Here is a 24424-nt window from a genome sequence, read left to right as displayed (position 1 = left end):
TGAGTAAGGGAGTAGGGAGGATATTCGAAATGTTAACAGGAAAGAAAATATTGTTAGGTGTCTCAGGTGGTATTGCTGTTTATAAAGCAGTTGCATTAACGAGTAAACTCACACAGGCAGGTGCTGATGTGAAAGTTGTGATGACAAAGCATGCGACTGAATTTGTTACACCGCTGTCATTTCAAGCCTTATCAAGACATGAGGTTTATGTAGACACATTTGAAGAAAGGGAACCAGACAAAATTGCACATATCGATTTAGCGGATTGGGCGGATATTGTGCTAATAGCTCCTGCTACCGCCCATGTCCTCGGTAGAATGGCAAATGGTCTGGCTGATGACTTGCTCACAACGATTTTGTTAGCTACCCAATCGCCTGTCTATATCGCACCAGCAATGAATGTTCATATGTATGATCATCCAGCAGTCCAACAAAATATGCTTCAACTCGCAACATGGGGATATCGATTCATTGAACCAGGGGATGGTTACTTAGCATGTGGCTATGTCGGTAAAGGTCGACTTGAAGAACCAGAAGAAATCATAGAAGTCATACAACAACATGAGGATAGTCAACAACAGCTTATTGGTAAAAATGTATTAGTATCAGCCGGCCCTACCCAAGAAGCGATCGATCCTGTACGCTATTTCAGTAATTATTCGTCAGGGAAAATGGGATTTGCGATTGCTGAAGCGGCTTATCAACAAGGCGCAAATGTGACTTTAGTGACTGGACCGTCTTCGTTATCAGTGATCAATCAAGTGGAGCGCGTGGATGTCACAACCACTGAAGAAATGTATCAAGAAATCATGAAACGGTATGATCAAGTCGATATTGTGATTAAAGCAGCTGCAGTAGCGGATTATCGTCCGAAGAAGGTATATGACCAAAAAATGAAAAAACAGACAGAATCTGTAACCATCGAATTGGAGAAAACAAGGGACATTTTACGTACGTTAGGTGAAGAAAAGCGTCATCAATATCTCGTCGGATTTGCTGCTGAATCACAAAATGTTAGACAAAACGGAGAGAAAAAACTCTATCATAAGCATTTGGATGCGATTGTGATGAATGATATTAGTCGTGATGATATCGGTTTTGATGCTGATGACAATGAAGTAGTATTCTTATCTAAATCAGGAAAACAAAAATCGATAGAACAGTCAAGTAAACCAACCATTGCCAAGCACATACTTGATTTAATTGCTCGGGATTGGAAGGATATATATGAAAGTAGCTAAAGTGATTGTGGATGTACCAACAAGTCAAACGAATCATACTTTTGATTATATCATTCCTGCAGATTATGAAGAGTTTGCTCAAAAAGGGATGCGCGTATCTGTTCCTTTTGGTCCTCGAAAAGTGATGGGTTTTATTGTGGATATTACAAATGACTCTGATTTTGATCAATTAAAACCAATCGATCAAATGATGGATATCACTCCTGTTCTGACTGAAGAACTGATTCAAGTAGGAATTTGGTTAGCAGAACAGACGGTCAGTTTTTATATTCAAGCATTTCAAGCTATGCTTCCACAAGTATTAAAGGCAAAATATAAAAAAGAAATAGAGGCATTAACGGACGTTGAATTATCGCCACAGATTCAACAATTATTAGACGGACGTGCTGTGATGGATTTTGAAGAATTTGAACAACGGAAAGGAAATTATCAAGCGCTGTTAAAAGAGATCAAAGCGGGTCATGTGAAAATGAATTATAAAGTTCAATCAAAGGAAACGAAGAAACGACTCGTGTTTATTGAACCAAATGTCGAGCCATACTTGATAGAAGAAGCACTCGTAGATATGAAGAGTAATGCGAAAAAGCAACGAGCCATTCTCGAGTACTTTATCACGCATCCTGAACCGATTGAACAACGTCTTTTAATGGAAAAACTAAATACAACGACCTCTACCGTGAAATCACTCATACAAAAGCATCTATTGCGGAAAAAAGAACAACTCGTTTATCGTAATCCTTATGATGATGACGCCATTCAGCCAACATCTCCACTTCCATTAAGTACGCAACAGCAACAAGCTATTGAACCTGTCAACGAGGCAGTTGATAGAGAAAACCATCATGTGTTTTTATTGCATGGTGTGACTGGGAGTGGTAAAACGGAAGTTTATTTACAAGCCATTGAGAAAGTACTCATGAAAGGGCAAGAGGCCATTGTGCTTGTACCAGAAATCGCGCTAACCCCACAAATGGTCCATCGCTTTAAGGGACGTTTTGGCTCAGATGTAGCAGCATTACATAGTGCATTATCACCAGGGGAGAAATTTGATGAATGGACGAAGATTCATAACAACGAGGTGAAAGTCGTTGTTGGTGCACGATCTGCAATATTTGCTCCTTTTGAGAATATTGGTATTATCATTATTGATGAGGAACATGAAACCAGTTATAAACAAGATGAGCAACCACGTTACCATGCTCGTGAAGTAGCTAAAAAAAGAGCGGAATTTCACCAATGTCCAGTTATATTAGGCAGTGCGACCCCGTTACTGGAATCTTATGCTCGTGCACAACGAGGTGTTTATCAATTACTCGAAATGCCAGAACGGATGAATGACGTACCGATGCCACCAGTGGAACTCGTGGATTTGCGTGACGAATTACATGCTGGCAATCGTACGATGTTTTCCCGTAAATTACTTGATGAAATTCGCGACCGGATCCAGCGAAACGAACAAATTGTCCTTTTCCTAAATCGACGAGGGTATTCAACATTTGTCATGTGTCGGGAGTGTGGTGATGTCATGAAATGCCCGAATTGTGACATTGCATTAACTTATCATAAAAGTCACCATCAGTTAAAATGCCATTATTGTGATTATCATATTGCTATGGTAAGTGAATGTCAGGCTTGTGGAAGTGATACCATACGTTATTTCGGCACAGGTACTCAGAAAGTGGAAGAATCCTTGAAGGAAGTGTTGCCAGAAGCAGGAATTATTCGTATGGATGTGGATACGACAAGGCGTAAAGGGGCACATGAGAAACTATTGGATCGATTTGGTCAGAAAAAAGCCGATATTTTACTCGGTACCCAGATGATTGCCAAAGGATTGGATTTTGAAAATGTTACCCTTGTAGGTGTATTAGCGGTTGATGCCATGCTACATATTCCAGATTTTCGCTCGGCGGAAAAAACATTTCAATTGTTAACACAAGTCAGTGGACGAGCTGGACGACATCAATTACCAGGGAAAGTGATTATTCAAACTTACTCACCCGAGCATTATAGCATTCAACTTGCTAGTCAATACGATTATCAATCCTTTTTCCAACAGGAGATGCAAACACGTAAAGCATTTCATTATCCGCCATATTATTTTTTATCGTTACTTACGGTTTCACATCCGAACCAAGTAAAAGTGATGGAAGTAACGAAGATGATTCGTAAATTGTTAGGGAAGCATTTGTCAGATCAAGCAACGATACTAGGACCAACGCCATCACCAATTGTTCGGATTAATAATCGATATCGTTATCAGTGCATGATAAAATATAGACATGAGCCGAATCAACGGATGATTATTCGCAAAATTTTACAGCATTATCATGAAGAGATTCAGCAACATGATTTACGAATACAAGTTGATTTTGAACCTTATCAATTAATGTAGAGGAGGATTGGATGAAACATATTATATTTATGGGTACACCGGATTTTGCTGTTCCCGTTTTAGAAAAAATGATTGATCACGGGTATCAAATTGATTTGGTTGTCACCCAACCTGATCGTAAGAAGGGCAGAAAAAAGATCTTGACACCTCCCCCGGTAAAGGAGGCTGCTGTAAACAAGCAAATACCAGTATTTCAACCAGAAAGAATCAAAGATGACTTTTCAGAAATTGAAAAATTGAACCCAGATTTAATTGTGACGGCGGCGTTTGGTCAATTGTTACCGAAAGCTCTATTAGATATTCCTCGATTTGGCTGTATCAATGTTCATGCATCCTTATTGCCGGAGCTAAGAGGCGGGGCACCTATCCATCATGCCATTTTACAAGGGAAGGAAAAAACGGGAATCACCCTTATGTATATGGCTGAAAAGTTAGACGCTGGTGATATCATTGCCCAACGTGAAGTGGATATTTCTGAAGATGATCATGTGGGGCATTTACATGATAAACTGTCAACCATTGGTGCTCAATTGTTAGTGGATACATTACCAGATATATTTGCTGGTACGAATCAACGCGTGAAGCAAGACGATCAAAAGGCAACCTATGCTCCGAATATTACAAGAGATGAAGAACAAATCGATTGGTCTCAACCCATGCAAACGGTTTATAATCAAATCCGTGGTTTACATCCATGGCCTGTCGCTTATACCAAATGGCGTGGTGATACGATGAAGGTTTGGGAAGCTCAAAAATACAGTGAAACGTTTGATTTTCAACCAGGTGAAATCGTTAAAATTGATTCGGACGGTTTTGTTGTGACAACAGGGGATCAACAAGGCGTCAAAATTGTTACCTTACAACCAGCTGGAAAGAAGAAAATGGCTGCAACCGACTTTCTTCGAGGTGTTGGTCATACATTAGAAACGCATGAGAGGTTAGGCGAATGAATACAAAACCATATGCAACACGAACAGCGGCACTAGATCTTTTAGTGCGAATCGGTGAACAAGGTGGATATAGTCACTTATTACTCGATCAAGCTATGCAAAAAAATCATCTTAACGCAAAAGACCGAGCATTATTAACCGAGATTGTATACGGAACATTACAATATCAATTCAGATTACAATATTACTTGCAACCTTTTGTCCAAAAGAAGAAAATAGATAAGTGGGTGAAATGGTTATTATATCTATCTGTGTACCAAATGGAGTTTTTAGAAAAAGTCCCCGATCATGCGGTTTTTCATCAATCGGTTGAAATTTCTAAGCAACGGGGACATAAAGGAATAGCGAATTTTGTCAATGGGGTCTTACGAGCGATTCAGCGAAAAGGCGTTCCGTCAATACAAGCTATTGAAGATCCGATCAAACGCTTGAGTATTGCTACCAGTCATCCAGGTTGGCTTGTGAAGCGTTGGGTCGATCAATTTGGAATGGCCATAACTGAAGATATGTGTCATACCAATCTCCAGACGAAACCGATGACGATTCGTACACAACCATTGAAGCGTAATCGTGATGAATTGTTGCAGCAATTGGAACGAGATGGTTTTCATGTTGAGCCATCAATTGTCTCGAATCAAGGAATCGTTGTGAAAGAGGGGAATATTCTTCATCACTCCGTGTTTCAGAATCATTTATGTACGATACAAGATGAGAGTTCGATGCTCGTTGCTGAAATGATGGATATTGAGCCAAATATGACGATACTTGACGCATGTAGTGCACCAGGCGGTAAAGCAACACACATCGCTGAAAAACTTCAAGACAGAGGAGAAGTTATTGCCTATGATTTACATGGTAAAAAAGCAAAGCTTGTTGAACAAAAGGCGACAGAATTATCCCTACAGTCCATTCATGCGCAACAAGCAGATGCTAGAAAGCTTGATGAAATCCACGAGGCGGAGAGTTTTGATCGAATATTAGTCGATGCTCCGTGTTCTGGATTAGGTGTCTTACGTAGTAAACCAGATATAAAGTATAATAAAGTAGCTGAAGATATTAGCACATTAGCAGACATTCAATACGAGATTCTAAAAAAAATGACTCGATTATTGAAAAAAGATGGTAAGCTAATATATAGTACATGTACAGTAGACAAAGAAGAGAATGAATGGTTGATTGCTCGACTGTTACAAGAACTTGACGATTGGGAAGTTGACCAATCATTTTTTGAACAATTGCCAAATGTACTAAGTGAAGGCAGTGGTATCAGTCGTTATGGGATTCAAATGTTTCCACAAGACATAAATAGTGATGGATTTTTTATCACAAGATTAGTTAGAACCTCTGGATGAGGCTCGTAATGAGGTGAGGTGTTTGAATGAAATACTACATTCAGTCAGATAAGGGGAAAATTCGCAAAGTAAATGAAGATGCAGTCGATGTGTTTGAAAAAGATGGCTATCTATTAGCAATCGTTGCAGATGGTATGGGTGGTCATCAAGCAGGTGATATCGCTAGTCGGCTAACGGTTGAAGGGATGGGTAACAAATGGATCAATAGTGATCATCCCTTTTCAAAAGAGTCGGCAAGTGAATGGCTAAAAGAAGCGATTACCGAAGTGAATCTACAAATTTACCAGAAGTCACTAGATGACATAAATTGTCAAGGGATGGGAACGACTGTTGTAGCTGCACTTTGTTCGGAACAATTTGTCATTATCGGTCATGTCGGAGATAGTCGATGCTATTTTCTTCAAGATGGTGAAATGAAACAAGTGACTGCTGATCACTCTCTCGTTGGCGAATTAGTTCGTTCAGGTCAATTATCTGAGGCAGACGCCGAAGTACATCCGCGAAAAAATGTCATATTAAAGGCATTGGGTACAGAAAAGGATGTTGAACCGGATATTATCCCGATGGATTGGCATAACGATGACAGTCAATTGTTATTGTGTACTGATGGGCTAACCAATAAATTATCAGACCAGGAGATTCAGTCTCTATTAACAGGTGAAACATTATCTCAATCACTTGTAGAACAGTTGATTGAACGAGCAAATACTCGTGGAGGAGAAGATAACATAACGGTCGCTTTGATTTCTAATGCTGATCAAAAAGCTGGTGATCAATTATGATCGAAGGGAAATTGTTAAGCGAACGTTATAAGATTGAAAAATTAATCGGCGGTGGCGGTATGGCGAATGTTTATTTAGGAGAAGATACCATTCTCAACCGTCAAGTAGCGATCAAAGTATTAAAGTTTGAATATGCCAATGATCAAGAATTTATTGCACGATTTCATCGAGAAGCACAAGCTGCTACTAGTTTATCTCATCCGAATATCGTTAGCATCTATGATGTAGGTGAAGAAGAAGATATTTATTTTATGGTGATGGAATATATCAGTGGCTTAACGTTAAAAGAATACATACAAATGCATGCACCTATTGTGGTGGATGAAGTGATTGATATTATGTCACAAATCACTTCAGCTATCTCTCATGCCCATGATAATGGCATCATTCATCGGGACATTAAGCCACAAAACATGTTGATTGATTCTTATGGTCAAGTGAAAGTAACGGATTTCGGTATTGCCATTGCATTAAGTGCGACAGCATTAACACAGACGAATTCAGTATTAGGTTCTGTGCATTATTTGTCACCTGAACAAGCTAGAGGTGGAAAAGCGAACCGAAAATCAGATATTTATTCACTAGGCATCGTTATGTTTGAATTAATTACCGGTCATTTACCTTTTTCAGGTCAATCGGCCGTATCGATAGCGCTGAAACATTTACAGCACAATTTACCGACTGTGAGGGAGTCGTATCCTCATGTTCCGCAATCTGTGGAAAATATTGTATTACAAGCAACGGCAAAGGATCCGTTTCATCGATATGCAAATGTATATGAGATGGAAGATGATTTGAACGTGGCATTATATCCAGAACATATGGATGCAGAACCGTTTCAAGTGCCTGATTCAGATGAAGAAATAACCAAAGCAATTCCTATCGTAGGGACAGAATCACAAGAGAATATGAAAAACGCTAACCAAGACACAATGATTCGCCAAACAAATAATGAATCAGAAGATCAAGGCGTAGCAAATGAAAATCGCAAGAAAAAGCGTAAAAAAACAGTTATTTGGGTGACAACGCTGTTCTTTGTTTTATGTGGTGCGATTTTGTTAGCTTTGTTTATTTTACCTAGTTGGTTTCAACCCAAAGATGTAACTATTCCAGATGTTTCGGGTATGGAATATGATCAAGCACTTGAAGAATTAACGAACTTGAATTTATCAGTTACTAGAGAAAATCGAACACATGAAGAAATAGAAGCTGATCAAGTCATCGAAACCATGCCAGAAGTTGATGATGTAGTGAAAGAAGGACGGGAAATCACAGTATTTGTAAGTCAAGGACCTGAGAAAGTAACGATGGAAGATTACGTAGGTCGGGAACTTGAACAGGTAGAGGAAGAATTGCATGAAGCTGGGTTTGAAGAGATACGTACATACGAGCAGTTTTCTGAACAACCAGTAGGCGAAATCATTGCCCAGACAGAACCAGAACCAGGTCGAGAAGTGGTGCCGAGAGATACCAATGTGATCTTTGAAGTGAGTAAAGGTACAGAGAAAATCACATTAAGCCGTTTAGTTGGCATGCATGTAGATGAAGCGACATCCTATTTAGAGGAAAATGAACTCAATCATGAAGTGATTAAGGAGCATCATGATGACGTTGAGAAAAATCACGTCATTGAACAAACACCTTCAGCTAATGAACAAGTGGAGAAGGAAGAAGTGGTTGAGTTAATTGTATCTTCTGGTCCTGAGGAGGAACCGCCCATCACACATTCTGTATCGTTCACTGTACCTTATACTAATGATGAAAATCATCGTGATGACTCGGATGATCCTGAACCACAAGCAGTAAGTATTTATGTTGGTGATATGGAACATGACATCACAGAATTATACCAAGAAGTTGAAATGATAACAGAAGATACAATGTTTTCAATTGATCTTACGATAGCGCCAGATTCTGAGGCGACGTATCGCGTGTTAAGAGAAGATCAAGAAATCATAAATAAATCGATCGCTTATGATGATATAAAGGGTGAGTAAATGCCAAAAGGAAAAATTATAAAAGCATTAAGTGGTTTTTACTATGTACAGCATGAAAAAGATATTGTTCAATGTAGAGGGCGAGGTCTGTTCAGAAAGCAGAAAATCACGCCACTTGTAGGTGATGATGTAACATTTGAGTATACAGATGAAGGAGAAGGCTCGATTACCGCAATCGATAACAGAAAAAATGAGCTCTCACGACCTCGAGTTGCGAACATTGATCAGGCGATTATTGTCACATCAGCTAAAGAACCAACATGGCGATCGTATTTAATGGATAAATTTCTTGTCATGATTGAAGCGAAAGAGGTTGAGCCTGTTTTATTTGTCACTAAGATGGATTTATTGACCGAACAGGAAAAAGAACATGTGATTCAAACTTTTTCTTATTACCAGACAATCGGCTATCAAGTACTATTTCTGTCAAATGAAGATGGTATTGATAGTGATGATGTAGCCCCAATCCTTGACCGAAAAATATCTGTTTTTGCTGGACAATCTGGTGTAGGTAAGACTTCGCTTTTAAATACCTTAATCCCAGGGTTAAAGTTAGAAACAGGTGATATTTCGCAAAGTCTTGGTCGGGGAAAGCATACGACAAGACATGTAGAATTCATTCGATTTGAAAATGGCTATATTGCTGATACGCCAGGTTTCAGTGCATTAGACTTTTCAGAAGTTGATTTAGATCTATTACCGGCATGTTTCCCTGAATTTGTAAATATTCAAGATGAATGTAAATTTAGGGGATGCCTACATCTCAAAGAGCCACATTGTGCGGTGAAAAAAGCTGTGGATAATGGAGACATACGATCTGAAAGGTATCAGAATTATGTACAATTTATTGAGGAAATCCAACAAAGAAAGCCGAGGTATTAGTATGAGCATTAAAATTGCACCGTCTATTTTATCAGCCAATTTTGCACAATTAGAAAACGAAATTACGGATGTCGACCGTGGAGGTGCTGATTATATCCATGTCGACGTAATGGACGGACATTTTGTTCCGAATATTACAATTGGACCACTTGTCGTATCGTCCATTCGTCCAATTACGGATCTTCCACTAGATGTCCATTTAATGATAGAAAATCCTGATCAATATATTCCTGAATTTGCGGAAGCAGGAGCAGATATCATCAGTGTTCATGCGGAAGCTTGCCCTCACTTGCACCGAACGATTCATATGATACAAGAACATGGCGCAAAGCTGGTGTTGTCATTAATCCTGCGACACCGCTCGAATTGGTGAAACCTATACTGAAAGATGTTGACTTACTTTTATTGATGACGGTAAATCCAGGGTTTGGTGGTCAATCCTTTATCCCTGAAGTATTAGATAAAGTGAAACAGGCTGTAGCTTGGCGAGAGGAACTAGGAACGAATTTTGAGATTGAAGTGGATGGTGGTATTAATCAAGAAACTGCGGTCGCTTGCAAAAATGCTGGTGTCGATGTATTTGTTGCTGGCAGTGCGATTTTTAATCAAACAGACCGCAAACAAATGATTGAAACCATTCGTCATGCATAAGCTTGAAGGGAAGGATGACATACGTTGACTACCGTTGCCATTGTTGCTGGTGGGCCATTTGATGCCTTAGCTGATCTTAGGAAGTATGAGCGTGAGGTTGATGTATGGATTGGTGCTGATTTGGGTGCAACATATATTACTCAGAATCATCTTCGTTTAGCGTTAGCGATTGGAGATTTTGATTCCATTACGAAAGAAGACATATCCCGCGTTGAACACGAAGCAGAACGAATCGAAAAGTATCCTATGGAAAAGGATGAAACTGACTTGGAACTAGCGATACAGGCTGGTTTGAGTTATCAACCGACACGTCTATTTTTATTCGGTATTACAGGTGGACGTTTAGACCACGAATTAGCTAATATTCAGTTGTTATATCGTCTTTTAATGAAAGGGATTGAACCCGTTTTAGTTGACCATTTAAACCAATTAACGATCCACCAACCAGGCATACATCATGTGCGAAAGAGCGCTTATGATCAAAAATTTTCATTTCTCCCCTTTACGGAAACCGTGAAAAATTTATCTCTAGAAGGTTTTTATTATCCGCTTGTCAACCAGACGATTCATTGGGGAACAACTTTATGTATTTCTAATCAATTAATTGCAGAAACAGGTACTTTTTCATTCCATGACGGCATATTAATAATGATAAAGAGTCTTTGAAAATAGCTTGTCTTTCTAATAACAACAAATAATAGAAAATCTAGCAATAATGAAGTCATTCAAACATAAACTGTGATAAACAAGTGTCCAATCGAAATACAGGTTCCAACGTTTCAAAAGCGGATGAGGAGGGGTAGAATGAGGTTTTATACTATTAAACTCCCTAAATTTCTAGGTGGATTTATCCGAGCGATTTTAGGTACAGGAAAAAAAGAATAATTGAAAAAGAAAAAAGGCTCCATGGTAGAGGAGCCTTTTTTCTACAAGCGTATCGTTTAAGCACGCTCAATTTTTCCGGATTTTAACGCGCGAGCTGATACATAGACACGCTGCGGTTTACCGTCAATCATAACTCGTACTTTTTGTACATTTGCCTTAAACTTACGCTTATTCGCATTCATTGCGTGTGAACGCTTATTTCCAGAAGTCGTTTTACGACCTGTAACAACGCATTTACGTCCCATATTACGTTCCCTCCTAGTTACACTATCTCTTCACATACTTATTTAATTTATCATATTTCACATCATTTTGCAATTCATCATTATTGAATCGATATCTTGACAGAATTGTTTTTTTGATACATTGTATTAGGTGAACAAATCTATCTCTATTGTATGATAACAAATGATCGATGGGTGTTTTGAGCAAAACCTGTCATATATGTTTATTTATAAGGAGGATGGCGTATGTCCATTGAATTGAATACAAAAGATGGCCAAGTGACCATTACAAATGAAGTGATCGCCACAGTAGCAGGTGGTGCAGCGGTTGAATGTTATGGTATTGTAGGGATGGCTTCGAAAAATCAATTACGTGATGGAATTAGTGAAATCTTACGTCGAGAAAACTTTACAAAAGGGGTTATCATCCGACAAAATAACAATGATATACATGTTGATATGTATATTATCGTGAGTTATGGTACAAAAATTTCTGAAGTAGCACACAATGTTCAATCACAAGTGAAATATAATCTAGAAAAGACACTTGGATTAAGTATTACGTCGATTAATATTTACATTCAAGGTGTTCGAGTGTTAACAGATCGGTAAATTCATGAAACATGATCCGTACATAGTAATACAAACGTTAAAAAGTTTTTTATGTTGTGAGAGGGAGGAAGTTGGAAGTGACACAAACATATATTGACGGCCCGACGTTGGCCAAGATGGTATTAACAGGGGCGTACCACTTATCCAATCATGCGGAACGAATCGATGCATTAAATGTGTTCCCTGTGCCTGATGGTGATACAGGAACGAATATGAATCTGTCAATTACTTCTGGTGCTGATGAGGTAAAAAAAGCAAATCATGATCATGTAGAAGCAGTGTCCAATGCTTTTGCAAAAGGTTTGTTAATGGGGGCTAGAGGGAATTCAGGTGTTATCTTATCACAATTATTCCGTGGCTTTTCAAAGGGAGTAAGTGAAAAACAGCAGTTAACAACAACTGACTTGGCAATAGCGTTGGATAATGGCGTGCAAACAGCATACAAAGCTGTCATGAAACCCGTTGAAGGTACCATTTTAACAGTGGCTAAAGATACTTCTGAAACAGCTAGGCAAATAGCTGAAAATGAGTCAGATGTGATTGTTTTTATGGAAAAAGTCGTTGAAGCTGCAAAAAAATCATTAAAAACGACACCAGACCTTTTACCGGTATTGAAGGAAGTTGGTGTTGTTGATAGTGGTGGACAAGGATTAGTTGTCATCTATGAAGGGTTCTTAGCAGCTTTGAAAGGTGAGGAATTACCTGAGAGCGAGCATCAAGATACGTTAGATTTAGATGATATGGTACAGGCTGAACACCATAAAATTGCTCAAGATTTTATGAACACCGATGAAATCACTTATACCTATTGTACGGAGTTTATGGTTCAATTTGAAAAGGAGAAGCTAAAGGAACACCCATTTGACGAAGCTCAGTTTCGTGAAGAATTGAGTGAATATGGTGATTCACTTTTAGTTGTATCTGATGATGAGATGGTAAAGGTGCATATTCATGCGGAATATCCTGGAGATGTGTTTAATCTCGGTCAGCGTTTTGGTAGTTTTATTCATTTAAAAGCGGAAAATATGAGAGAACAACATTCTGACATTGTTCAAAATGATGCAAACACATCCTTTCAACCAAAGCAAAAATATGGAATCGTTACAGTAGCCATGGGGGACGGCATTCGTGATTTGTTTGAAAGCATAGGCGCAACGGTAGTGATTGAAGGTGGCCAAACGATGAATCCGAGTACACAAGACCTTGCCGATGCGATTGAACAAACGAATGCAGAAAATGTTATCGTACTTCCGAATAATAAAAATATTGTCATGGCAGCTGAACAAGCGCAAGAGTTAGCTGATCAAAATGTAGCAGTCGTTCCTACAAAGACCATACCTCAAGGAATTAGCGCCATGCTTGTTTTTAACCCAGAGATCGATCTAAAAGAAAATCAAGAACAAATGAAAGAAGCTAGCGGCAGTGTGAAAACAGGTCAAATTACGTATGCTGTACGTGACACACAAATTGAAGGAATTACCATCGAAAAAGGAAATTTCATGGGATTGTATGACGGCAAAATTAACTCTTCAGATCAAGATAAAATGACTGTCATGAAACAACTTTTACACGATTTGATTGATGATGAAACAGACGAGATTATGACGATCATCTGTGGTGATGATTCGACAAAGGAAGAAGTCGAGGAAATAAATCATTTTATGGAAGCGAACTTTGAAGATATCGAGGTAGAAACTGTTGACGGTGGACAACCCATTTATTCATATATTCTTTCAGTTGAATAGTGTTGCCTGAGCTCTATCGCCATTCGATAGGGCTTTATCATGTATAGACAAGTGGGGCGAGGAAATGTTACAACGATCAATACAGGACATTAAAGGGATCGGATCTAAACTGGCAGAATCATTAACTGACTTAGGTATATATACGATAGAAGATTTATTGCTACATTTTCCGAATCGGTATGATCACTATGAGCAAAAGCCGATTCATGAGTTGATGCATGATGAGAAAGTGACAATTGTTGCACAAGTCATGCAAGAACCTGTTGTACAATATTATGGCAAAAAGCGTTCGCGATTAACTGTGCGTTTGCAAGTAGACGGGATTGCGATTAAAGGGATTATGTTTAACCGAGCATTTGCGAAAAAATATTTTCACCCAGGAGAAACCGTTTCTGTAAATGGAAAGTGGGATCAACATCGATTACAGATTACAATTGATCAGTTTCAGCAAGGAACAATGGATCAAGATACACCAATCACGCCGATTTACCCGTTAACCGGTGACTTGAAAAATTATCAATTAAAAAAAGTGATGCAATCGACTATTCAATCCTATGCAGATGCGTGCGAAGAGATTTTGCCCTCAACGTACCTTCATGCATATAAATTACCGAACCGATCTGATGCTATTAAAGACATACATTTTCCTCGTTCTTTTTCGACGTTAAAACATGCCAAACGCAGGTTTATTTATGAGGAATTTTTGTTGTTTCAGTTAAAAATGCAATTGTATCGTAGACAAACACGTGAGGCTACAAGTGGTAACGCACAACTCTATGATAAAGAGAGACTGCAAACGATGATTGACGAATTACCTTTTCCTTTAACAGAAGCTCAGACGAGAAGTTTGCATGAAATTTTAACGGATATGACATCACCTTATTGCATGAATCGTTTGCTTCAAGGAGATGTTGGTTCAGGAAAGACGGCTGTAGCATATTAAGTTTGTTTGCAAGTGTGACCGCAGGAAAACAGGCTGCTGTCATGGTACCGACTGAAATTTTAGCAGAACAACATGAACAAACATTAAGAGAATGGTTGCCTACAGATGTGGTAGTGGAACGTCTGACAGGTTCTGTGAAAGGAAAAAAACGAAGAGAAATAACGACCGCCATTGGTGATGGCACCTGCCATGTTGTGATCGGAACACATGCATTAATTCAGGATGATGTTGAATTTTTTGATCTCGGTTTTGTCGTCATTGATGAACAACATCGATTCGGTGTACAACAACGGAAATCGCTGAAAGAAAAAGGGATTTTGGCTGATGTGTTGTTTATGACCGCTACACCGATTCCACGAACACTTTCCATAACAACTTATGGTGATATGGACGTTTCTAAAATCGATCAGATGCCAGCAGGAAGAAAGCCTGTAGAAACGTATTGGGTAAAAGAAAATATGATGAATCGAGTATTGTCTTTTGTTTTAAAACAGGTGCAACAAGGCCATCAAGCTTATATTATTTGTCCACTCATTGAAGAATCGGATGAGCTTGATATTCAAAATGCTGTTGATTTATACCATCAGTTAGAAGAAATGCTGTCAAATGAAACAGAGGTCGGGCTCATGCATGGACGTCTTTCCACAGAAGAAAAAGAAGACGTCATGAATCGTTTTGCTATGAACCAAACGAAAATTCTAGTTTCAACAACTGTTGTTGAAGTAGGTGTGAATGTTCCAAATGCTACGATAATGATGATTCAAGATGCCGACCGATTCGGATTAAGTCAACTCCATCAACTTCGTGGTCGGGTAGGTCGAGGAGAGGCGCAAAGTTATTGTATTTTAGTAGCCGATCCAAAAGGAGATACAGGCAAAGAACGAATGCGGATTATGACTGAAACAACAGATGGGTTCCATTTAGCTGAAAAGGATCTTGAATTGCGAGGTCCTGGCGATATTTTCGGAGTCAAGCAAAGTGGACTGCCTGAATTTCGTCTTGGTGATTTAGTTCATGATTATCGTGCGCTAGAGACAGCCCGTCAAGATGCGTATGAAATCGTTGAGACAAACAAGTTACAAGAAGAAGCGTATCAACCATTGCGACATTATTTTTTGCAACAAGCTAAAGCAAATCGGGATTTATTACATTAAGAACCTTGCATAATTAACGCTGGTATTATATATTACTATTAGTACCTAGTCATAATTAATAACAATTCGTTTAAAGAAGAGGATACATGATAAGGTTCCTAATGGATGGTGGATAATTGAATGAGAAAACAATCAAAAAAACAACGACAATCCATACTTAAAGAGACAATCGATGAAAAGCCGTTTATCACAGATGAAGCATTAGCGAAGGATTTTGGTGTCAGTATTCAAACCATTCGATTGGATCGTATGGAGTTAGGCATACCCGAATTGCGTGAGCGAATTAAATCTGTCGCGACTCATCAATGGAATGAAGAAGTGAAAGCATTGCCGATCGATGAAGTCATTGGAGAAATCATTGATTTAGAACTAGACCAACGAGCGATTTCCATCTTAGATATTACAGGTGAACACGTTTTTTCACGGAATAAAATTGCGAGAGGACATCATTTATTTGCACAAGCCAATTCATTGGCGGTAGCTGTGATCAATGATGAACTGGCGTTAACTACGAACGCAGATATTACATTTACTAGGCAAGTGTTAGAAGGAGAACGCGTTGTAGCAAAAGCTAAAGTTGTTCGGACACAACATCGTCGGACAATAGTGGAAGTTCATAGTACGGTAGAAAACGAGCAAGTATTTACTGGGAGATTTGAAATGTTTCGTTCAAATCAAGATAAGGAAGGAGATGAATCATGAGAATAGCGATTGATGCTATGGGTGGTGATCATGCTCCAGGTGAAATGGTATTGGGAGCGATCAAGGCTGTGAAACACCTTCCGAATATACAAATTACATTAATCGGAGATGAAGAAAAAATTCAACCGTTTCTTCATGATCATGCTTCGATCGATGTGATTCATACCGAGCAAGTGATTACGAGTGAAGATGAACCCGTTAGAGCGGTACGTAGAAAAAAACAATCCTCCATGGTATTAGCAGCAAATGAAGTGAAAGAAAAGCGAGCGGATGCTTGTATATCAGCAGGAAATACCGGGGCGTGGATGAGTACAGGTTTATTTACGATTGGGCGCATAAATGGCATTGATCGTCCAGCGCTAAGTCCAACACTACCAACTACATCAGGTGATGGTTTTCTTTTATTAGACGTAGGAGCGAATGTGGATGCTAAACCACAACATTTGTTGCAATACGGTGTGATGGGTTCTATTTATATGAACCGAGTGAGAAACGTTGATCAACCGAGAGTTGGATTATTAAATATCGGAACCGAAAGTGGCAAAGGTAGTGAATTAACGAAGAAAGCGTATGAACTGTTAAATGAAGCCCTATTCATTTTGTCGGAAATGTGGAATCAAGAGATTTATTAGAGGGGGTAGCAGATGTTGTTGTTACCGACGGATTTAGTGGTAATATTGCGTTAAAAACAATTGAAGGAACGGCACTGACGTTGTTTTCATTAATGAAAGAGAAGTTTACAGCCAATCCGAAAACCAAACTAGCGGCACTTTTAGCCAAAAATGAATTAAAAGGGTTAAAAGATGAGCTTGATTATTCAGAGTATGGAGGTGCAGGCTTGTTTGGATTACGAGCACCTGTTATTAAAGCACATGGATCATCCAATCAACAAGCGATCTTTAATGCGATTCAGCAAGCTGTACATATGATCGAAGCTAATGTTACAGAGACGATTCAGCAAGAGATAGGAAATTTATCTGTGGAAACAAGGGAGGAGTAACTTTTGAAAAAATTAGCTTTTATTTATCCCGGGCAAGGGTCACAAACCATTGGAATGGGAAAAGAATTGTACGAATCATTTCCACTTGTTCAAGAACTGTTTCAAAAAGCAAACGACCAATTAGGTTATGACTTACAATCAATTATGCTTCAAGGACCTGAAGAAACACTAACAAATACTGAGAATGCACAACCAGCATTGTTGACTGTCAGTACAGCAATTACACAATTATTAGCAGAACAAGGAATCCATCCTTCGATCACGGCCGGTCATAGTTTAGGTGAATATAGTGCTCTTGTTGCTGCAGATGCGATTGATTTTAAAGATGCCATACAACTGGTTCATGAGCGGGGCAAATTAATGGAAAAAGCCTATCCAAAAGGACAAGGATCAATGGCTGCTGTGCTTGGATTAGACCGTAATACCATTGAAGATGAATTAGACCGTATTCAAGAAGCTCATGGTGAAACTGTTGAACTAGCAAACATAAATTGTCCAGGCCAAATTGTGATTTCAGGTACGAAAAGTGGAATTACCGCAAGTATTGATGTGTTAAAAGAAGCAGGAGCGAAACGAGTGATGCCGTTACCAGTTAGTGGTCCATTCCATTCAAGTTTAATGAAACCTGCTGCCGAGGATTTGCGCACGGAAGTTGAGGCGATTGATTGGAACAAGGCGACTGTTCCGGTTTATGCTAATGTAACTGCTGATCAAGTCACACAAGTTGAAGATATCAAAGATTTACTCGTACAACAGTTGTATTCACCAGTTCGTTTTGAGGAGACCATTGAAGGTTTATTGGAACAAGATATCGATGCAATCGTAGAGGTTGGAACTGGAAAGGTATTGACGGGGCTCGTGAAAAAAGTGAAAAGAAGAGCAACAGTTTTCAATGTACAAGATATTGAATCCTTTCAAGCGTTTATTGATTGGGTGAAGGAGGAATAAATATGTTGCAAGACAAAGTAGCATTAGTGACGGGAGCATCCCGTGGCATTGGCCGCGCAATCGCACTTCAAATGGCGAAAAATGGTGCTAGTGTCGCTGTTAATTATGCTGGGAGTGCTGATAAAGCACAAGCAGTAGTTGATGAAATTGAAGAAATCGGTGGAACAGCAATCAAAATACAAGCCAATGTCAGTAATGAAAAAGAAGTAAAAGCGATGGTCAAGCAAACGATTGACACATTTGGACGTCTTGATGTTCTTGTGAATAATGCTGGCATTACGAAAGACAATTTATTAATGAGAATGAGTGAAGAAGATTTTGACGATGTCATCGATACGAACTTAAAAGGTGTATTTGTTTGTACAAAAGCAGTGACACGACAAATGATGAAACAAAAATCGGGTAGAATTATTAATGTTTCTTCCGTTGTAGGAATTAGTGGTAATCCTGGTCAGGCGAATTACGTATCTGCTAAAGCTGGAGTGATTGGTTTAACGAAATCAGCAGCCCAAGAACTTGCAGCGAAAAATATATTAGTGAACGCCGTTGCTCCCGGCTTTATTGCTACAGATATGACGGATGAATTAACTGAAGATCAAAAAGAACAAATTTTGTCATTAATTCCGTTAAAAACCTTAGGTGAGGCAGAAGATGTAGCAAACACAGCTGTATTCTTAGCCTCAAATCAATCAAAATATATCACCGGCCAAACCATTCAAGTGGACGGTGGCATGGTGATGTCATAATGTAAATAAAAACGTGAATATCATCCTTTGAAAGGGGGTGACGGAAGATGGCAGACACATTCGAGCGTGTGAAGAAGATTGTAGTTGATCGTTTAGACGTGGATGAAGATAAAGTGACTATGGAGGCTTCTTTTAAAGATGACCTCGAGGCTGATTCATTAGATGTCGTTGAACTTGTAATGGAATTAGAAGATGAATTTGATATGGAAATCGCTGATGAAGATGCTGAAAAAATCGGTACAGTAGGAGATGCTGTCGATTACATAAACAGTAATCAATAATGGCGATTTTAAGAGAGGGAAGTCAAGGAATGGCTTCCCTTATTTCAACTTGTCATGCTATAATAGGACTAACATTAATACAAAAGATGTAAATGTTTTGATGGTGGGTGATCAGATGTCAGATTTTAATCAATTGCAAGAAAAATTAAATATTTATTTTCATGATGAACAATTGTTGCGTCAAGCGTTTACCCATTCATCGTATGTGAATGAGCATCGGAAAAGTAAGTTTATGGATAATGAACGGCTAGAGTTTTTAGGAGATGCAGTGCTAGAATTAGGTGTTTCTCAATACTTATATCGTGAATACGAAAGTATGGAAGAAGGGGACTTAACGAAATTACGTGCATCGATTGTTTGCGAACCTGCTTTAGTAAACTTTGCGGATGCTTTACAGTTTCGTGAGTATGTCCTATTAGGGAAGGGAGAAGAAATGACTGGTGGTAGAGACCGCCCGGCATTACTTGCTGACGTCTTTGAAGCGTTTATTGGGGCATTATATCTGGATCAAGGATTTGACCAAGTGGTCGCTTTTCTCAAAGCCTATGTGTATCCTAAAATAACAACCGGTGCTTTTTCGCATACGATGGATTATAAAAGTCAATTGCAAGAAACGATTCAACAGTACAAAAATAAAGTCGCTGAATATGCAATTGCTGATGAAAAAGGTCCTGCACACGACAGGGAATTTCGAGCTGTTGTTACCATCAATGGCAAAACAGCTGGCCAAGGAATCGGAAAAACAAAAAAAGAAGCAGAGCAACGTGCCGCAAAGCAAGCTCTTGATGCTCTGTCTCCATAACCCTAACTAAACGATGAAAAATTTTATGAAGGTAAGGCAATGAGAACGAAACATAGCGGGGAACTAAGGTATTTCAGATACGCTTATTTCCCGCTGATGTATGGATTGCCTATTTCATGTAGCCACGTTACACACCTTTTCAATGGCAGTCGATTAGTTTTTGCGGTATTGTCGTAATTCGGCGATAAACGCTTGTGTTTCTGCAACTGTCAATTGTTGTTTCTTTTGTAACAAATCATAGAGCGATTTTAGTTCATCATAATGGGCAAGATCATAATCGTCTGGCTCCATTAAGGATGTGTTGACGACTTGTAAAATCTTTCCCATATCTTTGATGATAAACGCTAAATTCTCTTGACTGCTTTCTTCTAGACTCATAAGTTTTTCACTCCTGCTTTTTTAATGAACTCCATTCTAGCTTCTCATCGTACTATCTTTTATGATAAAATAAATAAGTTGAAATGAAAACATGTATAGCATAATTTATTATACCTTTTTACATAAACAATTATCATCCATAATGAATGAGGCTGAAAGGTTAATAGGGGTTTTTTGTATGTATTTGAAACAGTTAGATACGGTAGGTTTTAAATCATTTGCCGAGCGCGTGAAAGTTGATTTTGTACCTGGTGTTACAGCGGTGGTAGGGCCCAATGGCAGTGGAAAGAGTAATATAACCGATGCGATTCGCTGGGTACTTGGTGAACAATCAGCTAAATCTTTGCGCGGTGCGAAAATGGAAGACATCATATTTCAAGGAAGCGATACTCGAAAACCGTTGAATGTAGCTGAAGTAACACTGACGTTGGATAACAGTGATCAGCAATTACCTGTTGAATATGATGAGGTAAGTGTAACGAGACGAGTGTATCGTTCGGGCGAAAGTGAATTTCTTATGAATAAACAAACATGTCGTTTAAAAGATATAACCGATTTATTTATGGATTCCGGTTTAGGTAGAGAAGCATTTTCTATTATTAGCCAAGGAAAAGTAGAAGAAATTCTAAGTTCGAAATCAGAAGAACGTCGGGTTATATTTGAAGAGGCAGCTGGTGTTTTAAAATATAAAAACCGTAAGAAACAATCTGAATATAAACTAGCAGAGACGCAAGAAAATTTAAATCGTGTAGAAGATATTATTTATGAAATAGAAGGTCAACTTGATCCTTTAGAAGAACAAGCCTCTGTGGCTAAAGAATATTTGGCGCAGAAAGACCGGCTTACACAACACGAAGTGGGTTTATTCGTTAAGGAAATTGAAGACTTTCATCATGAATGGCAAAAAGCTTCTGAAACATTAGCAGCCAAAAAGAAAGAAGCTGAAAATGTACAATTCAATATCGATACGAAGGTTGAAGAACTCGAGTATGAGAAGGATCAAGTACGGCAAATAGATGATGCGATTACTTCTTTGCAGGAATCCTTATTAGTTGTTACCCAGGAATTAGAAACGCGTGAAGGAAATAAAAAAATCTATCATGAACGTTTGCAACATTTTCAAGAAAACAAAGAAAAATTAACCCAAGAATTGCAAACACAAAAAGACAAATATGAAAAGACGAAACAAGCGTTAGAGCAAGAACGACAAACGTTACAACGATATCAAAAGGAACGAAAAGAAAATCAACAAGCGATGAAAGCGATCGATCAACAAATGGAACAAGGGATTTCAGATATTGAAGAAAATATTGAATCCTTAAAAAGTGACTATATTGAACTGTTAAATCAACAGGCAGCGAAAAGAAATGAGAAAGGTTCGATCGAGCAACAACTCGAGCGTATGGAAGGTAAGCGGTCGTGGCAATCATCAAAATGGGAAGGGTTACTCCAAGAAAGACAAGAGCGTGAGCAAAAGGTTCAAACCTTAGAAAAAGAAGTCGCTCAATTATCGGAAGATTGCCAAAAATATGCAACATCACTTCAACAAATCGAACAAAATGTATCAGCTGAAAAACAACTTTATCAAGACATGCAACAGAAATTGTATAAAGGTTATCAAGTGATGGAAAATTTGAAATCGAAAAAAGAATTGTTGCAAGAGTTAAAAGAAGAGTTTCAAGGGTTTTATACGGGTGTCAAAGAAGTGTTAAAAGCCAGAGAGCAACATCAGTTACATGGAATTCATGGTGCGATTCCAGAGTTATTAACGATACAAGATGAGCATATCGAAGCTTTAGAAACAGCATTAGGTGCTCAAGCGCAACACATTGTCGTTGATGATGATCAGTCTGCTCGAAATGCGATCAATTGGCTAAAAACCAATCATAAAGGACGGGCCACTTTTTTACCGATATCATCGATGAATCCACGCTCTGTTCCGCATGGTTTCCAACAAAAATTGGCGGAAAATGAAGCTTTTATTGGTATTGCAGCAGATCTAGTATCATATGATGCGATGTATGAAAATGTCTTTCGATCGATTCTTGGCAATGTGATTGTGGCTCGTTCGTTAAAAGATGCCAACCAGCTCGCTCAAGTGGTTCAACGAAAATACCGAATTGTAACGCTAGACGGCGATGTCGTTAACCCGGGGGGATCGATGTCAGGTGGTGCCAAGAAGAAAAGTAATCAATCATTATTTACAAGAGACCGGGAATTGCAATCGATTGAGGAAAGCTTTCCGATTATGAACGAAGAATTGCAGATTATGAACGCCAGTTGCAGCAACAAAATGAAACGATAGATCAACTGGAAACAGATCAACAAAATGTTCATCATAAACATAAAGAGTTAGAAGAATCCTATCAATCCAAAGCAGATCAATTAAAAGAAACACAACTTTCACTTGATCATTTAAATGAACAGTTATCCATTTATGATCAAGATAAGTTACAACAAGAACAAGATAAAAAGTTATTGTTAGAGCAGCAAGAAGAAATCGATGAGTCACTGACATTACTTCATGAACAATTAGAACAAATTGACCAACAAATTCAATCACTAACAAAAGAACATGAAAATTATGAAGAAAAGGCGACAAAATTAAAAGAAGAACGCCAACAGCTTCAAGTAAAACAAGCTGAATTGAATACACAACTATCGAACCAAGAAGATAAAGTGAAAACAGTGACCGAAAATCTAACTGAAATTGAAGAAGCACATCAAAATGCACAGACACAATTAGATCAGCTTATCCAAATGAAGAATGAAGAGCAAACAGAGGAAGAAATTAATCAACAAATCGAAAAGAAAAAGGAAGAAAAAGAGAGTCAACTGCAAAAAATTAAAGAATATCGAACATCACGAGCAAGTCTGACGGACAAAATGACAAAATTAGAAGAAACGCAGAAGCAGTTAACTCAACAATTACAACATGCAAATGAAGTGATTCAACAATTAGAAATACAAGTCAACAGATTAGACATTGAACTAGAGAATCGATTAAGTGCATTAGAAACAGAATATCAAATGACCTATGAAAAAGCTCGAGTTGAATTTTCGAAGCCAGAAAATGTTGATGAAACTAGAGAAACAGTAAAATTAATTAAAAAGACGATTGATGAACTTGGTACGATTAATTTAGGTGCGATCGATGAATATGATAGGATTAAAGAACGTTTCGATTTCTTATCTAAACAACAGCAAGACTTGGTTGATGCCAAACGGACGCTGTATCAAGTCATTGCAGAAATGGATGCCGAAATGGAAAAGCGATTTGATGAGACATTTTCACAAATCCAACTGGAGTTTAAAGATGTTTTCCAGCAATTGTTTGGTGGTGGACAAGCTGAATTACGATTAACCGATCCTCATCAATTATTAGAAACAGGTGTTGATATTATTGCGCAACCTCCTGGAAAGAAATTGCAACAACTCGGCTTATTATCAGGTGGGGAACGTGCACTTACAGCGATTGCATTATTGTTTTCTATATTACGAGTCCGCCCTGTTCCATTTTGTGTCCTAGATGAAGTCGAAGCTGCTTTAGATGAAGCGAATGTCACTCGATTTAGTCAATATTTAAAGTACTTCAGCAAGCAAACACAATTTATTGTCATTACACATCGTAAAGGTACAATGGAAGAAGCTGACGTATTATATGGTGTGACTATGCAAGAATCTGGTGTATCGCGACTTGTATCCGTGAAATTGGAAGAAACGAAAGAGCTCTTGGAAGCGTAACATGTCAAGG

At 38.5% G+C, this 24424-nt stretch carries 20 protein-coding genes and 3 pseudogenes; 21 read left to right on the top strand and 2 right to left on the bottom strand.

Annotated features, from left to right (window positions below):
- Positions 1-29 precede the first annotated feature (29 nt).
- The 10 genes and pseudogenes from coaBC (at position 30) to spoVM (ending at position 11135) form a co-directional block, all read left to right on the top strand.
- Positions 30-1241: a bifunctional phosphopantothenoylcysteine decarboxylase/phosphopantothenate--cysteine ligase CoaBC gene (coaBC, locus tag J416_RS00990; RefSeq protein WP_003463034.1), complete on the top strand. Its 1212-nt coding sequence runs from the start codon at positions 30-32 to the stop codon at positions 1239-1241.
- On the top strand, positions 1228-3636 hold the full coding sequence (priA, locus tag J416_RS00985; protein ID WP_003463032.1) for a primosomal protein N': 2409 nt from the start codon (positions 1228-1230) through the stop codon (positions 3634-3636). The genes coaBC and priA overlap by 14 nt, the downstream gene beginning before the upstream one ends.
- A gap of 11 nt (positions 3637-3647) precedes the next feature.
- A complete protein-coding gene (fmt, locus tag J416_RS00980; protein WP_003463031.1) occupies positions 3648-4586 on the top strand; it encodes a methionyl-tRNA formyltransferase in 939 nt (312 codons plus the stop codon).
- Positions 4583-5938 (top strand): 16S rRNA (cytosine(967)-C(5))-methyltransferase RsmB, encoded by a 1356-nt coding sequence (gene rsmB, locus J416_RS00975; protein ID WP_003463029.1) that lies wholly within the window; start codon positions 4583-4585, stop codon positions 5936-5938. The genes fmt and rsmB overlap by 4 nt, the downstream gene beginning before the upstream one ends.
- A gap of 26 nt (positions 5939-5964) precedes the next feature.
- On the top strand, positions 5965-6720 hold the full coding sequence (locus J416_RS00970; RefSeq protein ID WP_003463026.1) for a Stp1/IreP family PP2C-type Ser/Thr phosphatase: 756 nt from the start codon (positions 5965-5967) through the stop codon (positions 6718-6720).
- Positions 6717-8717 (top strand): Stk1 family PASTA domain-containing Ser/Thr kinase, encoded by a 2001-nt coding sequence (pknB, locus tag J416_RS00965; protein WP_003463024.1) that lies wholly within the window; start codon positions 6717-6719, stop codon positions 8715-8717. Before J416_RS00970 ends, pknB begins: the two co-directional genes overlap by 4 nt.
- Positions 8718-9599 (top strand): ribosome small subunit-dependent GTPase A, encoded by an 882-nt coding sequence (rsgA, locus tag J416_RS00960; protein ID WP_003463021.1) that lies wholly within the window; start codon positions 8718-8720, stop codon positions 9597-9599.
- Between the two features lies 1 nt (position 9600).
- Positions 9601-10250: pseudogene (gene rpe / locus J416_RS00955) on the top strand (ribulose-phosphate 3-epimerase).
- A 24-nt stretch (positions 10251-10274) separates the two neighbouring features.
- Positions 10275-10916: a thiamine diphosphokinase gene (locus J416_RS00950; RefSeq protein ID WP_003463012.1), complete on the top strand. Its 642-nt coding sequence runs from the start codon at positions 10275-10277 to the stop codon at positions 10914-10916.
- 138 nt (positions 10917-11054) lie between these two features.
- Positions 11055-11135, top strand: a complete 81-nt coding sequence (gene spoVM / locus J416_RS00945; protein WP_003463010.1) for a stage V sporulation protein SpoVM — start codon at positions 11055-11057, stop codon at positions 11133-11135.
- 56 nt (positions 11136-11191) lie between these two features.
- On the opposite strand, the gene rpmB is transcribed toward spoVM, so the two are convergent.
- Positions 11192-11380: a 50S ribosomal protein L28 gene (rpmB, locus tag J416_RS00940; RefSeq protein WP_003463007.1), complete on the bottom strand. Its 189-nt coding sequence runs from the start codon at positions 11378-11380 to the stop codon at positions 11192-11194.
- Between the two features lie 225 nt (positions 11381-11605).
- Between rpmB and J416_RS00935 the strand changes: the two genes are divergently transcribed.
- From J416_RS00935 to rnc, 10 genes and pseudogenes are all read left to right on the top strand, one after another.
- Positions 11606-11971, top strand: a complete 366-nt coding sequence (locus J416_RS00935; RefSeq protein WP_003463005.1) for an Asp23/Gls24 family envelope stress response protein — start codon at positions 11606-11608, stop codon at positions 11969-11971.
- 77 nt (positions 11972-12048) lie between these two features.
- A complete protein-coding gene (locus J416_RS00930; protein WP_003463003.1) occupies positions 12049-13716 on the top strand; it encodes a DAK2 domain-containing protein in 1668 nt (555 codons plus the stop codon).
- 64 nt (positions 13717-13780) lie between these two features.
- Entirely contained in the window at positions 13781-14659 is an 879-nt protein-coding gene (locus J416_RS16525) for an ATP-dependent DNA helicase RecG (protein ID WP_338029436.1), read from the top strand.
- A gap of 2 nt (positions 14660-14661) precedes the next feature.
- On the top strand, positions 14662-15813 hold the full coding sequence (locus tag J416_RS16520; protein ID WP_338029435.1) for an ATP-dependent DNA helicase RecG: 1152 nt from the start codon (positions 14662-14664) through the stop codon (positions 15811-15813).
- 120 nt (positions 15814-15933) lie between these two features.
- Entirely contained in the window at positions 15934-16515 is a 582-nt protein-coding gene (fapR, locus tag J416_RS00920) for a transcription factor FapR (protein ID WP_003463001.1), read from the top strand.
- Positions 16512-17515, top strand: a pseudogene (gene plsX, locus J416_RS00915) (phosphate acyltransferase PlsX). Before fapR ends, plsX begins: the two are co-directional and overlap by 4 nt.
- A 3-nt stretch (positions 17516-17518) precedes the next feature.
- A complete protein-coding gene (gene fabD, locus J416_RS00910) occupies positions 17519-18463 on the top strand; it encodes an ACP S-malonyltransferase (protein ID WP_003462998.1) in 945 nt (314 codons plus the stop codon).
- Between the two features lie 2 nt (positions 18464-18465).
- The gene (gene fabG, locus J416_RS00905) at positions 18466-19209 is read left to right on the top strand and encodes a 3-oxoacyl-[acyl-carrier-protein] reductase (protein WP_003462994.1); all 744 of its coding nucleotides are present in this window, start codon (positions 18466-18468) and stop codon (positions 19207-19209) included.
- Positions 19210-19256: 47 nt separating this feature from the next.
- On the top strand, positions 19257-19490 hold the full coding sequence (gene acpP / locus J416_RS00900) for an acyl carrier protein (protein ID WP_003462992.1): 234 nt from the start codon (positions 19257-19259) through the stop codon (positions 19488-19490).
- Positions 19491-19605: 115 nt separating this feature from the next.
- Positions 19606-20292 (top strand): ribonuclease III, encoded by a 687-nt coding sequence (gene rnc, locus J416_RS00895; RefSeq protein WP_003462983.1) that lies wholly within the window; start codon positions 19606-19608, stop codon positions 20290-20292.
- Positions 20293-20445: 153 nt separating this feature from the next.
- Here rnc and J416_RS00890 read toward each other — a convergent pair whose 3' ends face one another.
- Entirely contained in the window at positions 20446-20670 is a 225-nt protein-coding gene (locus J416_RS00890) for a DUF1128 domain-containing protein (protein ID WP_003462976.1), read from the bottom strand.
- Positions 20671-20848: 178 nt separating this feature from the next.
- Between J416_RS00890 and smc the strand changes: the two are divergent.
- Positions 20849-24414: pseudogene (smc, locus tag J416_RS16630) on the top strand (chromosome segregation protein SMC).
- Positions 24415-24424 lie beyond the last annotated feature (10 nt).

It is taken from the genome of Gracilibacillus halophilus YIM-C55.5, assembly GCF_000359605.1.
In the GTDB taxonomy this organism is placed as follows: Bacteria; Bacillota; Bacilli; order Bacillales; family Amphibacillaceae; genus Gracilibacillus; species Gracilibacillus halophilus.
This window is presented reverse-complemented; position numbering and strand designations above follow the sequence as displayed.

What these genes read in the sequence shown, in the direction of transcription:
- coaBC (WP_003463034.1), top strand. Translation starts at nt 30, where the DNA reads ATGTTAACAGGAAAGAAAATATTGTTAGGTGTCTCAGGTGGTATTGCT.
- priA (WP_003463032.1), top strand. Translation starts at nt 1,228, where the DNA reads ATGAAAGTAGCTAAAGTGATTGTGGATGTACCAACAAGTCAAACGAAT.
- fmt (WP_003463031.1), top strand. Translation starts at nt 3,648, where the DNA reads ATGAAACATATTATATTTATGGGTACACCGGATTTTGCTGTTCCCGTT.
- rsmB (WP_003463029.1), top strand. Translation starts at nt 4,583, where the DNA reads ATGAATACAAAACCATATGCAACACGAACAGCGGCACTAGATCTTTTA.
- J416_RS00970 (WP_003463026.1), top strand. Translation starts at nt 5,965, where the DNA reads ATGAAATACTACATTCAGTCAGATAAGGGGAAAATTCGCAAAGTAAAT.
- pknB (WP_003463024.1), top strand. Translation starts at nt 6,717, where the DNA reads ATGATCGAAGGGAAATTGTTAAGCGAACGTTATAAGATTGAAAAATTA.
- rsgA (WP_003463021.1), top strand. Translation starts at nt 8,718, where the DNA reads ATGCCAAAAGGAAAAATTATAAAAGCATTAAGTGGTTTTTACTATGTA.
- spoVM (WP_003463010.1), top strand. Translation starts at nt 11,055, where the DNA reads ATGAGGTTTTATACTATTAAACTCCCTAAATTTCTAGGTGGATTTATC.
- rpmB (WP_003463007.1), bottom strand. Translation starts at nt 11,380, where the DNA reads ATGGGACGTAAATGCGTTGTTACAGGTCGTAAAACGACTTCTGGAAAT.
- J416_RS00935 (WP_003463005.1), top strand. Translation starts at nt 11,606, where the DNA reads ATGTCCATTGAATTGAATACAAAAGATGGCCAAGTGACCATTACAAAT.
- J416_RS16525 (WP_338029436.1), top strand. Translation starts at nt 13,781, where the DNA reads ATGTTACAACGATCAATACAGGACATTAAAGGGATCGGATCTAAACTG.
- fapR (WP_003463001.1), top strand. Translation starts at nt 15,934, where the DNA reads ATGAGAAAACAATCAAAAAAACAACGACAATCCATACTTAAAGAGACA.
- fabG (WP_003462994.1), top strand. Translation starts at nt 18,466, where the DNA reads ATGTTGCAAGACAAAGTAGCATTAGTGACGGGAGCATCCCGTGGCATT.
- acpP (WP_003462992.1), top strand. Translation starts at nt 19,257, where the DNA reads ATGGCAGACACATTCGAGCGTGTGAAGAAGATTGTAGTTGATCGTTTA.
- rnc (WP_003462983.1), top strand. Translation starts at nt 19,606, where the DNA reads ATGTCAGATTTTAATCAATTGCAAGAAAAATTAAATATTTATTTTCAT.
- J416_RS00890 (WP_003462976.1), bottom strand. Translation starts at nt 20,670, where the DNA reads ATGAGTCTAGAAGAAAGCAGTCAAGAGAATTTAGCGTTTATCATCAAA.